Raw genomic sequence first — 13,435 nt, 5'->3', positions numbered from 1 at the left:
TGTATGACTGCGGATACGGCAGTTGCTGATACGATAGGTGTGTTAGCAACTGCCGCCGAGCGGCTTAAACGAAAGGAAGCCTGTATGGAGTCCTGTGCCTACCCGATGCTCTTTAGCCCGATCAAGGTCGGTACGACCGAGGTTAAGAACCGCGTCTTTATGCCGCCGGTGTCCACCAACTTGGCCGATCACGGCTATGTGACCGACGACTTGGTCGATCATTACCGTGCCCGTGCCAAGGGCGGCGTGGGCCTCATCATCACCGAGGTCGTGACGGTCGAGCCCACCTATACCTATCTACCGGGTGACATGTGCTGCTACGACGACACGTTTATCCCCGGCTGGGAAAAGCTCGCCGCGGCCGTCCACGAGTATGGCTGCAAGATCATGCCGCAGCTCTTCCACCCCGCCTACATGGCCTTTAACATTCCGGGCACGCCGCGCCTGATCGCTCCGTCCTTTGTGGGCCCGTCCTATGCCCGCGAGGCACCGCGTCCTATCACGGTCGATGAGATTCACGAGCTCACGCATCAGTTTGGCGACGCTGCCGTACGTATGCAGAAGGCCGGTGTCGATGGCGTCGAGGTCCATGCGGCACACGCCCACGGCATGCTCGGCGGCTTTTTGACTCCGCTCTACAACAAGCGTACCGACGAGTACGGCGGCTCGCTCGACGCTCGCATGCGCTTCTTGCTCGAGGTCATCGCCGAGATTCGCGAGCGCTGCGGCAAGGACTTTATCATCGACGTCCGCATCTCGGGCGATGAGTACACCGATGGCGGCCTGACCCTCAACGACATGATCTACGTCTCGCGTCGCCTGGAAAAGGCCGGCGTCGACATGATTCACGTGTCGGGCGGCACCACCATCAAGCGTGGCTCCGCGATTCCCGCCGCCGGTACCCAGCAGGCCTCGCACGCCGCCTGCTCGCGCGAGATTAAAAAGCACGTCAACATTCCCGTCGCCACCGTCGGACGCATTAACGAGGCCTGGATCGCCGAGGAGCTGATTGAGGACGGCGCGGCCGACATCTGTATGATGGGCCGCGCCAATCTGTGCGATGCCGAGTTCTGCAACAAGGCAGCCGCTGGCAACGCCGACGAGATCCGTCCCTGCATCGGTTGCCTGCGTTGCCTGAACGGCATTATGTTTGGCAAGCGCATCTCCTGCACCGTCAACCCGGACGTGGAGCGCGACGAGGCTGGCTACGAGCCTGCCGCCGAGGCCAAGAACGTACTGGTTGTGGGCGCCGGTCCCGCGGGTATGGAGGCAGCCTACATTGCCGCCAAACGCGGTCATAACGTGGTGCTCGTGGATAAGCAGGACGAGCCGGGCGGCGAGATGCGCATCGCAGCCGTTCCGCCGGCAAAGCAGGAACTCACCCGCGTGATCAAGTATCAGTACCGTCGCCTGGCCGAGGCCGGCGTAAAGTGCGTCTTTGGCACCGAGCTTACTGCCGAGGACATTCAGCGTGACTACGCCGGCTACGAGGTCGTCCTGGCCTATGGCGCCGAGCCTATCGCCCCGGCCTTCATGCAGGGCTTTAAGCAGGTTATGACGGCTGACGACCTGCTGGGCGGCAAGGCTTTCCCGGGCAAGAAGATCGTCATCGTGGGTGGCGGCACCGTTGGCTGCGAGACGGCCGATTACCTGGCCCCATTGGTCAACGACCTGTCGCCGGCCAACCGCGACGTCACCGTCATCGAGATGACCAAGACGCTCGCCGCCAACGAGGGTGGTGCCGGTCGCGCGGTGCTCATCACGCGCATGCTCTCAAAGGGCGTTCACGTGCTGACCGAGGCCAAGGTGACCGAGATTACCGAGGACACTATCAGCTACGAGAAGGACGGCGAGGTCCACACCATCGCCGGTGCCGATACGCTGGTGCTTGCTATGGGCTATCGTCCCAATACCAAGCTGGCCGACGACCTGGCGGCAGCCGGCGTTACCACTCACGTGCTGGGCGATGCCAACAAGTGCGGCAACATTCGCGACGCCATCGGCGATGGCTACAAGGTCGCCTGCGAGCTCTAGTCAACCCCTTGTTGCATGGGGACAGGTTGCTTTGCACCAACTTGGTGCATGTGAACCTGACCCCATTGCACCATTTGATAAAACGCAAGCGGCGGCCGTCCCGTGTTTGGGCGGCCGCCGCTTGCGTTTTATCATAGAAAGATCATTGCCGAGCCTTAAATGCCTTTTGTCTGTGTGCCTTCCACAATCATGTTGCGGTTGTAGGCCAGGTGCAGATACATCGTATCGTGATCGATTGAGCCATACGAAAGCGAAATTATGCGTCTTAATTCCGTACGCAAATCAAGACGAAAACCGTTTGCGTCTCGGATAAATCAGTACGCAAACGGTTTTCGTCTTATATCTTGAAGGCCTACAGGCGAAACGATTCGGCAACGGTGGAGGTCGACCGGTTTGAGTATGGCAGGCTGACGCTCGAAGGCAGCAACGTAACGTTCGACGCGCTCACGTCGGCTCGCCAGGACTTGAGTTTTCACACGCTCGAGCATAAGTGTGTTGAACATCTCGGCATTTCTGAGCTAACGCCGGATATTATGCGCACGCTTCGCTTGCTCGGCAAAGATGGCTATACCAACGCTGCGGCGATTTTGGCGGATAAGAATGATTTTCCGGGCATCGACTGCGTCCGTTTTGGTGATACCGAGGATGTGATCTTGGATCGCGAGGCGGCGACAAATGTATCCGCAATTGAGCAGGTGGACAGGGCGGTGGCTATGTTTGCACGCTACTACCGTTATGAGCGTATCGAAGGGATGGAGCGCGTCCAAATCGATCGAATTCCTCTCGAGGCGTTTCGCGAAGCTGTCGCAAATGCTTTGGTGCATCGGACGTGGGACGTTCGAGCTATAGCAACCCGCATAGCGCGCCTTGATCATCAACCGCCCGTATTTCGCAGCAACTTATTACAGGCTCGGGGTGCCAATTTGGGGTGCAGTAGTGCTGCGCCACGAAAAGGGCCTATCTACTACGTTTAAGCCGCAGGGGTCAACCATAGTCGGCTTTTTCGAAAATCGACAAGCTGCCTACCTGCGGTTTTGTTTTCACGGTTTTTGGTATGGCCGAGGCTATCCGTGTTAACGTAGCAGATGGGCCACTTTTGTGGCAAGGGGCCGATCTGCGGGCTAGGGTAGCTAAAAGAGCCCCGTCCCAAAATGACTGATTGGGAGCTGGGGCGTGTCGATGCGATAGTATTGCATGGTGGTATTCGACTAACCGCGGGCTTCATCCGAGGGCTTTATGGAACAGCACCAGCATAATCAAAGCTTGCAAGATCAGGCATACAATGCACTGCGCTCCAAGATCATCTATGCCGAGCTCAAGCCCGGCACGCGCCTTTCGGCGATTGGTCTGGAAAAGGAGACGGGAATCGGGCGTACGCCCATTCGCGAGTCCTTTGTGCGCCTGCGTGAACAGGAGCTGGTGGAAACGCGTCCCAAAAGCGGCACCTACGTCTCTAAGATCAGCATGGAGCGCGCCGAGAACGCCTGTTTCTTGCGCGAGAAACTCGAGCGAAGCGTACTCATTAAATGCTGCTCGGTCGCCACGCCCGAGCAAAAGCATCGGCTCGATCAGATTCTTGCCGAGTCCGAGTCGCTCGACCATGGCGAAACGCGTCGTTTCTTTGACCTGGACAACCTGTTCCATGAGACGTGTTTTGAGATTGCCGGCCGTCACATGTTGTGGGAATGGATGAAGAGCGTCAATACGCATTTTGAGCGATACAACTGGTTGCGTATGGTGTCGCAGGATCTAGATTGGGAGCCGATTCGTCGGCAGCATCGCCGGATTCTCGAGGCCATTAAGAGGGGCGATACCGACGCGGCGAGCTATCTGGCCGAGACACACCTGCACCTGATGCCCGAAGAGCAAGGTCCGGTTATCGCCTTACATCCCGATTATTTTGAGCTGTCCAAAGACTCGGCTATCTAGCCCATTATCGCATCTGCTCGAGACGCAAAAACGATGCTGCTCACCTACAGCGTTTTGCAACCGAGAATTTTAAAAATGCCTAAAATGGCTCAGACTGCCGACAATGGGGAAACGGGGTGCGCTATGGCGCAGATGAGAATCAAGGACATTGCCGTCGAGGCGGGTGTGAGCCCGGCCACGGTCTCGCGCTATCTCAATAACCGCCCCGGGCAAATGACCGAGGAAACCCGTGCTCGCATCGCGGCGGTTATCGAGCGTACCGGCTATCGCCCACGTGCCGCCGCGCGCAATCTGCGCAGCTCGCGTACCAACCTCATCGGCGTGATCTTGGCCGACATCGCCAACCCGTTCTCCAGCGCCATGCTCGAGGGCCTTTCCGCCAGCGCCGCCGCGCGCGGCTGCTCGCTCATGACAGCCATTAGCGGCAACGATCCCGCCAAGGAGGCCGAGTCGCTCACCAGGCTTATCGACGCTGGCGTGGACGGCCTGGTCGTCAATACCTGCGGTGGTAACGACGAGGCGATCGTCGCGGCAGCGGGACGCCTGCCCGTTGTGCTGCTCGACCGCGACGTTGCCGACGGCGGTGTCGATCTGGTGACATCTAACAACCGTGAGCTGGTCGCCGGCCTGGTAGACGCCTTGGCTGCTGCGGGCAGCGAGCACCTGTGCCTGCTCGCCGAGGCAAGCGACGACAGCCCCGTCCGTCGCGAGCGCGCCGAGGCCTTTACCGACGAGCTTTCGCGCCGCGGCCTTTCCGGCGAGGTCGTCACCCTGGCCGATGGCGGCGCCACGGGCGTCGGCCGCCTGGACAAGACCATCCGTGGCTATGCAGGAAAAGAGCTCGGCCTCATTACCGTCAACGGCCTGGTTTTCCTGCGCCTGACCGAGGCGCTGGCGCAGCTTGGTCCCTCGCTGCCGGCGGGGCTCAAGATCGCGACGTTTGACGACTATCCCTGGAACCATGTGCTCTTTGGTGGAGTTACCACGGCCGCGCAGGACACCCTCACCATCGCCGAGCGCGTGGTCGATCGCCTCTCCGAGCGTATCGACGTTGTTACCACCACCGTGGGCGATGCCGCAAAGCTCGCCCCTAAACGCATCGAGGTTCCCGGCCACATCGAACACCGCGCTTCGACCTCACGTTAGCCGCTCGTTCGTAACTGCCTGTTCGCGCACGTTTTTGGGCGCTTGATACGCTTTAACCCTGCGGAAACATTTTTCTGCGATAGTATCTGCGATATAGACCAGTCGAAACCCGCCCAAAAGAAAGGGGAGCGACATGAACCAGCAGAACATCGATTACGTACTCCGTTCCGTAGAGCAGCGTGACATCCGCTTTGTGCGTCTGTGGTTTGTCGACATTCTCGGCCGCCTCAAGAACTTTGCCATTAGCCCCGAAGACCTCGAGGTCGCTTTTGAGGAGGGTATTGGCTTTGACGGCTCCGCCATCGAGGGCTTTGCCACGCCCGAGGAAGCCGACATGCTCGCGTTCCCTGACGCCTCGACCTTCCAGATCCTGCCGTGGCGCCCGAGCCATAACGGCGTCGCCCGCGTGTTCTGCGATGTGTGCACTCCCGATCGCAAGCCGTTTGCCGGCGACCCGCGCGACGCCCTGCGCCGCATGTTCTATAAGGCCGAGAAGGCCGGCTACCTGCTCAACGTGGGTGCCGCGCTGGAGTATTACTACTTCCCCGACGAGCACACCCCCGAGCCGCTCGACAACGTGGGCTACTTCGACCTTTCGGTGAGCGATGCCGCTCGCGACCTGCGCCGCAATACGGTGCTCACGCTCGAGAAGATGTCCGTGCCCGTGGAGTACACTTTCCACGCCGCCGGCCGCTCGCAGCACGGCATGAGCTTGCGTCACGCCGAGGCCCTGAGCATGTCCGACGCCATCACCACGGCCAAACTCATCATTAAGCAGCAGGCCTACGAGAGCGGTTGCCACGCCTCCTTTATGCCCAAGCCGCTGGCGGGCGAGGACGGCAGCGCCATGTTTTTGCATCAGTCGCTGTTCGACCACGACGGCAACAACGTCTTTTGGGGCGAGGACGACGAGAAGTACCACCTCTCCGATATCGCCAAGCACTATATGGCCGGCATTCTGGCACACGCGCGCGAGATCAGCGCCATCACCAACCCCACGGTCAACTCGTACAAGCGCATCACCACGGGCGGCGACTCCGTGCCACAGTACGCTACGTGGGGCCTGCGCAACCGCGCGAGCATGGTCCGCATCCCGGTCTACAAGCCCGGCAAGCAGCTGTCCACGCGCATCGAGCTGCGCAGTCCTGATCCCATGGCCAATCCGTACCTGGTCAACGCCGTCACGCTGGCGGCTGGTCTGGACGGCATCGAGCGCAAGCTGGAACTCCCGCCCGAGGCAACGGCCGAGACGCTCAAGCTTACCGACCGTCAGATGGTCGAGGCCGGCTATACGCCGCTGCCGCGCTCGCTCAAAGAGGCGCTCGACGTGTTTGAGGACTCGCAGTTTATGAAGGATGCCCTCGGCGAGCACATCCACAGCTTCTTCCTCAAAAAGAAGCGCGACGAGTGGCATAAGTTTGAGTCCACGATTACCGAGTGGGAGATCAAGCATTATCTGGCGAACTCCTAATCGCGCTGGTTCGTTCCAGTACGATTGAGCTCATTTCCTTGGAGGCCGATATGTCCGAAAAGAGTGCCCTGTTCATGGCGCGCACGACGCGCTTCCACGAGTTTGCCCGCAGCTTGACGACCACCCTGGGTGTCGAGGTGAGCCTGGCAACCCCCGATTCGCCGACTGCGGCGCATGACTTTGACCTGCTGATCCTCGATTCCGATGGCATCCGCAGCGACCGCATCGATCAGATTGCCAAATGGCTCGACGACCGCGGCGGCGTTCCCATGTTGGTAATCGTCGACGACGAGGCGCTCGGCGCCCTGCGCCTGCCCAATCACGCGCATGCCGACTTTGTATGCCCCACGGCGACGCCCAACGAGCTTAAGGCTCGTGCGCAGCGCCTGATGGGCGAGGAGGAGACCGTCGCCGCCGACGATGTGCTCAACATCGATAACCTCGAGATTAACCTGGCTACCTACCAGGTGACACTCGACGACGAGCCCATCGACCTGACGTTGATGGAGTACTCGCTGCTGAGCTTTTTGGCGACGCATCCCAACCGTGCTTACAGCCGCGAGGTGCTGCTGCACCGCGTGTGGGGCTTTGAGTACTGCGGCGGCACGCGCACCGTCGACGTGCACATTCGACGCATCCGCTCCAAGGTGGGCCCGCAGATCGCGGCGCACATTACCACCGTCCGTGGCGTGGGTTATCTGTTTAAGGACTAGCTTTTCACCGCAAAGGGGGCAGGCGCCTTCGTGGTGGTTTTGCCGCATGCGTGGATCCCTTTCGAGTTTGCAGCAGAACTTAAGCATTCCTTAAAGATTGCGTTCTCATACACGTTCGCCCGCATATTGGGGTACAACTCAACGTGAACAATGATGGCCCGCCACATGTTTGGCGGGCCTTTGGTTATTAGACGAAAGGATCGCAGTCATGAGCGAGAACGATTCCCAGCGTCCCCAGGATGCGGGCAACGCTGGCGAGACCCAGCAGCAGCCGCGCGTGCAGGTGGAGTCGACGCCTGCCGACGGCAACATTCCCTACGTGCAGGCCTACGACACACGGACCGGCCAGCCGCTGGGCGGTCAGCAGGTTGTAACCAAGCACACGGTGGTCAAGACCAAGACCAAAAAGCTGCCGATCTTTATTACGGCGCTCGCCGGCTGCGCCTGCGGCGCCCTGCTGGTCATCGCGCTCATTATGAGTGGCACGCTCAACATTGGCGGCGGAAAGAATGTCGTGACGGCGGGTGCTTCGGGTTCATCGACGCAAAAGATTACGATCGACTCCGAGGACACCACGCTTGCCGAGGCCGTTTCTGCCAAGGCCCTGCCCTCCGTCGTTTCCATCACCGCCACTTCGAGCGGTAGCCAGAATGGCTCGCTTTCGCAGTCTGCCGACGAGTCGGATGGTTCGGGCAGCGTCGGTTCGGGCGTGGTGCTCGATACCGAGGGCCACATCCTCACCAACAACCATGTGGTCGATGGTTACGATCAGTACGTGGTTACCATGGACGACGGTACCACCTACGAGGCCGAGTTCGTGGGCAACGACGCCTCGAGCGACCTGGCCGTCATCAAGCTCAAGGATGCTGACGCCTCCAAGCTCACGCCGATCGAGATTGGTGATTCCTCCAAGCTCAACGTGGGCGAGTGGGTCATGGCGATCGGCTCGCCGTTCGGCAACGAGCAATCTGTCTCCACGGGCATTGTGTCGGCGCTGTATCGCTCCACGGCCATGAGTTCTACCAGCGGCAACACCATCTACGCCAACATGATTCAGACCGATGCCGCCATCAACCCGGGCAACTCCGGCGGCGCGCTCGTTAACGACAATGGCGAACTCGTGGGTATTAACTCTCTTATCGAGAGCTACTCGGGCTCCAGCTCGGGCGTGGGCTTTGCCATTCCGGTCAACTATGCCAAGAACATCGCCGACCAGATCATCGACGGCAAGACGCCGGTTCATCCGTACCTGGGCGCCACGCTTTCGAGCGTCAACGCGCTCAACGCCCGCACTAACAATCTCGGCACCGATAGCGGCGCGTATGTGGCGAGTGTCGTCGAGGACGGTCCTGCCGCCAAGGCGGGCATCCAAGAGGGCGATGTCATCACCAAGCTGGGTGACGATGAGATTACGAGCGCCGATGGCCTGATTATCGCGCTGCGCAGCCACGAGGTGGGCGAGAAGGTCGAGATTACGCTCGTGCGCGGCAAGGAAGAGAAGAAGGTCACGGTCGAGCTGGGTTCTGATGAGGAGCTGCAGAACCAGCAGCAGAACGACAGCGCGACCGACACCGGCAACGGCGGCATTACCGACGAGCAACTGCGCCAGTACCTGGAAGAACTGCTGGGCCAACAGGGTCAGGGGCAAGGCTACGGTCAGGGTTTCTAACGAGCTGTATCGCACATATCGAAGCCAGAGGGGCTGTTCCGCCAGCGCGGGACAGCCCCTCTTCTCTTATTGATCCGTTGGGGACGGAGGAAAACGGATCATTTAGAAATGGCAAGGGCATGGTTCGGAACGGCTTGGACAGTTAGTTCAGATTTGTATAAAACGGGTGCGGTCTGAGGCGTGTTTTGAGCGGTTTTGAAATGAAAGATGGGCCGAGATGGGTGTCTCGAAGACGGAAGCAAACCTAATTTGCCGTCCAGAACGATTGATTGGGGCGAAAAGCCGATATTTCACCTCGATTCGGCGCGCGTAATTATACAAATCTGAACTAACTGTCCAACCCCGGTCTGGCGGCTGCCGATTCGGTGCGGTTTGAGACTGCTATTCGGCCCCATCGCGACCGGTGGTACTCTTGTATCCGTTTGAAATCGAGCGAAGGAGTGCCGCTATGGAGCAATCGAGCCTGTTTGGTGACGGCGTGGACATCGATACCGAAACGCCAGCGAGCACGGATACCGCCGCGCCGGCCGATACCCGTGCCCAGGCGGCAGCGCGCGCGGCTGAGTTGCGCCACGAGCTCGATTACCACGCCTACCGCTACTACATGCTCGATGCGCCCGAGATCACGGACGCTGCCTTTGACAAAATGCTCGTTGAGCTGCAGGAAATCGAGGCTACCTACCCCGACCTGGTGACGCCCGACAGCTATACCCAGCGCGTGGGCGGCTACGTGAGCGAGCAGTTTACGCCGGTCACGCACATGGCGCGCATGTATTCCATGGACGATGCCATGGATCTGGACGAGCTCGACGCTTGGCTCCAGCGCACCGAGGATGCGCTCGGCGCCGGTAGCGTCACCTATGCCTGTGAGCTTAAGATCGACGGTCTGGGCGTCGCGCTTACCTACCAAAACGGCACCTTTGTGCGCGCCGCCACGCGCGGCGACGGCACCACGGGCGAGGACGTGTCGCTTAATGTGCGCACTATCAAGGATGTGCCCATGCACCTATCCGAGCCGGCGCTCGCTCACATGGGCGCCGACCGCGAGCGTACCATCGAAGTGCGCGGCGAGGTGTACATGCCCAAGGGCAGCTTTGTTCGTCTGAATGAAGAGGCCGATGCCGAGGGCCGCGACCCCTTCGCCAACCCGCGCAACGCCGCTGCCGGATCCTTGCGCCAGAAGGATCCCAAGGTCACGGCGCGCCGCGACCTGGCCACCTTTATCTATGCCATCGCCGATACCGATCCGCTGCACGTCCACAGCCAGCGCGAGTTTCTGGACTGGTTGCGTAGCGCCGGCTTTAGCGTCAACCCTAACGTGGCTCGTTGTGCCACGCCGGCCGAGGTCCACGAGTTTTGTGCCCAGGCGCTCGAGCACCGCGGCGACCTGGATTACGACATCGACGGCGTGGTCGTAAAGGTTGACAACTTCCAGCAGCAGCTCGACCTGGGCTTTACCGCTCGCGCACCACGCTGGGCCATTGCCTTTAAGTTTCCGCCCGAGGAAAAGCAGACCATCTTGCGCGAAATTCGCATCCAGGTGGGCCGCACCGGTGTGCTCACGCCGGTCGCCGAGTTCGACCCGGTGACGGTTGCCGGCTCCACCATCGCGCGCGCCACGCTGCACAATATCGACGAGATCCGTCGCAAAAACGTGCGCGAGGGCGACACCATCATCGTGCACAAGGCGGGCGACGTTATCCCCGAGGTCGTGGGCCCGGTGCTCGACAAGCGCCCGGCCGATTCGGTTGACTGGCACATGCCCGAGGTCTGCCCCGTGTGCGGTAGCCCCGTGGTCCACGAGGATGGCGAGGTGGCTTACCGCTGCGTGTCCATCGACTGTCCCGCACAGCTCAAGGAGCGCCTGCTCCACTGGGTGAGCCGCGGCTGCATGGACGTCGATGGCCTAGGCGACGAGATCGTCGACAAGATGATCGCCGCCGGGCTGATTCACGACGTCGCAGACTTCTACCAGCTCACGGTCGACGACATCGCAGGCCTGGACACGGGGCGCGTGGTAAAAGGAGGACATCGCAAGGGCGACCCCATGCTCGATAAGCATGGAAAGCCGATGCTCAACGCAGATGGTACTCCAAGGCTTTACAAAGCCGATCGAATCGTTAAAAATGCGGGCGAGCCTATACCGGTGGGTGTTAAGACGGCTGAAAAGATCATCGATGAGCTCAATAAATCTCGGCAGCTGCCGCTCTCAAGGGTTCTATTTGCTTTGGGAATTCGCTTGGTGGGAAAGAGCGTTGCCGAGCTTATAGCTCGGCGCTACCTTTCAATTGATGCGCTCGTTGTAGCTGACGAGGTAGATATGGCCCAGATCGAAGGAGTTGGACCGGAAATTGCAAAAAGCATAAGGGAGTTCCTCTCTATTCCGGAAAATCTTGATGTTCTCCAACGACTTCGTGAATACGGTCTTTCTCTCGAGGAAGATCTTATGGGCGAGATGCAAACAAAGTCTGAGCAAGCTGGCATTTCCGTTGATCTCGCTTCAGGGCAACCACTAACTGGATTGACTTTTGTGTTGACCGGTACGCTTGAGAAACGTACGCGTTCCGAGGCCGGAGAAGCGCTCAAGCTTCTCGGCGCAAAGGTTGCAGGCTCGGTATCAAAGAGGACATCGTTTGTTGTGGCTGGTCCGAATGCCGGTTCCAAGCTTTCAAAAGCTGAATCGCTCGGAGTGCCGGTGTTAAACGAGGAAGAGCTTGAAGAGATCCTGCGGACCGGTGCTGTCCCGGAGCGATAGGAGATTCATATGGATCTAACATTTTTTGATGTCGAGACTCCTAATAAGAAAAACGATCGGATAAGTTCGATCGGGCTTATCCGGGCGACTTCGGAAGGCAAAATAATCGACCGCGTTCAGTTCACGGTTAATCCCGAGGAACCTTTTGATGACTTTAACATGCGTCTAACGGGCTTATCTCCCGTTGCGGTAAAAGACAGTCCTTGCTTTCGGTTTCTTTGGGAAAACGAACTGTCGGATAGAATCGAGGGGTCGATTCTCGTTGCCCACAATGCGCCCTTTGACCTATCTGTTTTAAGCAAGTCTTTGCTTGGCTATGGGTATGAAAAGCCGGATTTTGTCTATGCGTGCACTTTGGAAATGGCCAAAAGACTGCATCCTGAGTACGAGAATTACAAGCTTCCGACTGTCTGTAGCAACTTGGATATTTCCATGGGATGTCACCATAATGCTATGGATGATGTTGATGCCTGTTTTGAAATATATTGGAAGCTGTGTGAGGAGGAGCGTTCGGAAGAGCGTTTTAAGTCATTTAGCTTGGGCAGTCTAGAGCGTCATGAAAGGCGCACTTGCCATGAAAGACATTACTCATCGCGAACGGAGGCTCTGCGCGGCCTTATCGCCCTGAGCCATGAAGTCATCTCAGGCGGTTCCGTATCCTTTGATGAGGCAATGAGCATCATGGCTTATATCGAGGGCCACATTGACCTCAGGGAAGATGCTACGGTTTCGCGTATCTATGAATTGATGGCCGAGATGCTTATCGATGGTGATATCGACTCTGAGGAATCGGATGGCCTTATTGAGTTATTCGGAAGGCTTGAGGATCCCGTAGCCCATGGGTCTGGTAAGGAAGTCTGCTTTGAAGGGCGCAATTTCTGCTTGAGTGGAAACTTTGAGCATGGTCCTAAGGATGCAATTGCTTCCTACATTGAGAAAATGGGTGGTAGCTGCGTCAAAAGCGTAGCCAAGAAGTGTAACTATGTGGTTGTGGGTGGCTGCGGAAACGAAATGTGGTCAACCGGAAAATATGGATCGAAAGTTAAAAAAGCTATGGACTGGCAAAACAAAGGGGTTCCCATCGAGATAATTGGTGAAGACGAGCTAGGGATGTAGAAAAGTTCCATCGGACACCATGCTGAAGACGACGTAATGGGGCCGCCCCCATTACGTCATTGTTTTGATTAGCTATACGCACATTCGTTTCCCTACTCGTGCGCAAAACGAACACTTAACTAGTAAAAAAGTTGAGCAACAATATGAAATAAAACCCACTGACCGATTGAAAACAACCAGATGAAGCTCCGGCGATAATTCGCCCTTCTTTCCCGCCTCTTATGATTGAGAATGGTAATCAATGATGGTGAGAAAAGGAGGACAGATGGCTAACATCATTGACGATGAACAGGATAAAGCTGATGTCGGAGAAAAATTAGATAAGCTCAACAATGAGAAAGAGGATTTGGATCAGATTGGCAGTTTATCTAGTGAAGAATCTAATAAAACCCCTGAAGCTGTGAAAAATGAAGCTAATAATGATGGAGCAAGCGTGAAGCGGAAGAGGCCAATCATTATTGTTACCGCTGTCGCTGTATTGTTGGTTGCCTTTTTAATATGAGAAAGCCATTGTCAATAGGCGTGTTTGTTCGAGCCCGGTTTTAAACCGGGCTTTTTCGTTTCCCGTCGGGAGGGCCCGCGCACGCTGCGCGTTTAGTCGA

General features: G+C 58.1%; 10 protein-coding genes. All 10 read left to right on the top strand.

Features of this window, described 5'->3' with window-relative positions; all coding sequences use genetic code 11:
- Positions 1–84 precede the first annotated feature (84 nt).
- The 10 genes from ACTQ48_RS08425 to ACTQ48_RS08380 all read left to right on the top strand — a co-directional run bounded on the left by ACTQ48_RS08425 (position 85) and on the right by ACTQ48_RS08380 (position 13,335).
- The gene (locus ACTQ48_RS08425) at positions 85–2,034 is read left to right on the top strand and encodes an NAD(P)/FAD-dependent oxidoreductase (protein WP_441067981.1); all 1,950 of its coding nucleotides are present in this window, start codon (positions 85–87) and stop codon (positions 2,032–2,034) included.
- A gap of 377 nt (positions 2,035–2,411) precedes the next feature.
- Positions 2,412–3,008: a hypothetical protein gene (locus tag ACTQ48_RS08420; protein ID WP_441570580.1), complete on the top strand. Its 597-nt coding sequence runs from the start codon at positions 2,412–2,414 to the stop codon at positions 3,006–3,008.
- A 262-nt stretch (positions 3,009–3,270) separates the two neighbouring features.
- Positions 3,271–3,963 carry a GntR family transcriptional regulator gene (locus tag ACTQ48_RS08415; RefSeq protein WP_441570579.1) on the top strand — a complete coding sequence of 231 codons (693 nt, stop codon included), beginning with the start codon at positions 3,271–3,273 and terminating at the stop codon, positions 3,961–3,963.
- Between the two features lie 123 nt (positions 3,964–4,086).
- Positions 4,087–5,109 carry a LacI family DNA-binding transcriptional regulator gene (locus ACTQ48_RS08410; protein WP_441570577.1) on the top strand — a complete coding sequence of 341 codons (1,023 nt, stop codon included), beginning with the start codon at positions 4,087–4,089 and terminating at the stop codon, positions 5,107–5,109.
- A 133-nt stretch (positions 5,110–5,242) separates the two neighbouring features.
- A complete protein-coding gene (locus ACTQ48_RS08405) occupies positions 5,243–6,580 on the top strand; it encodes a glutamine synthetase family protein (protein ID WP_427747568.1) in 1,338 nt (445 codons plus the stop codon).
- 50 nt (positions 6,581–6,630) lie between these two features.
- A complete protein-coding gene (locus ACTQ48_RS08400; RefSeq protein WP_441570574.1) occupies positions 6,631–7,293 on the top strand; it encodes a response regulator transcription factor in 663 nt (220 codons plus the stop codon).
- Between the two features lie 208 nt (positions 7,294–7,501).
- Entirely contained in the window at positions 7,502–8,962 is a 1,461-nt protein-coding gene (locus ACTQ48_RS08395) for a S1C family serine protease (RefSeq protein ID WP_441570573.1), read from the top strand.
- A 448-nt stretch (positions 8,963–9,410) separates the two neighbouring features.
- Positions 9,411–11,717 (top strand): NAD-dependent DNA ligase LigA, encoded by a 2,307-nt coding sequence (gene ligA / locus ACTQ48_RS08390; protein ID WP_441570572.1) that lies wholly within the window; start codon positions 9,411–9,413, stop codon positions 11,715–11,717.
- A 9-nt stretch (positions 11,718–11,726) separates the two neighbouring features.
- Positions 11,727–12,833 carry an exonuclease domain-containing protein gene (locus tag ACTQ48_RS08385; RefSeq protein ID WP_441570570.1) on the top strand — a complete coding sequence of 369 codons (1,107 nt, stop codon included), beginning with the start codon at positions 11,727–11,729 and terminating at the stop codon, positions 12,831–12,833.
- A 265-nt stretch (positions 12,834–13,098) separates the two neighbouring features.
- Complete coding sequence (locus tag ACTQ48_RS08380) at positions 13,099–13,335, top strand: hypothetical protein (protein ID WP_441570569.1); 237 nt, start codon at positions 13,099–13,101, stop codon at positions 13,333–13,335.
- The last annotated feature ends 100 nt before the right edge of the window (positions 13,336–13,435 follow it).

It is taken from the genome of Collinsella sp. Sow4_E3 (assembly GCF_052116285.1).
In the GTDB taxonomy this organism is placed as follows: Bacteria; Actinomycetota; Coriobacteriia; order Coriobacteriales; family Coriobacteriaceae; genus Collinsella.
This window is presented reverse-complemented; position numbering and strand designations above follow the sequence as displayed.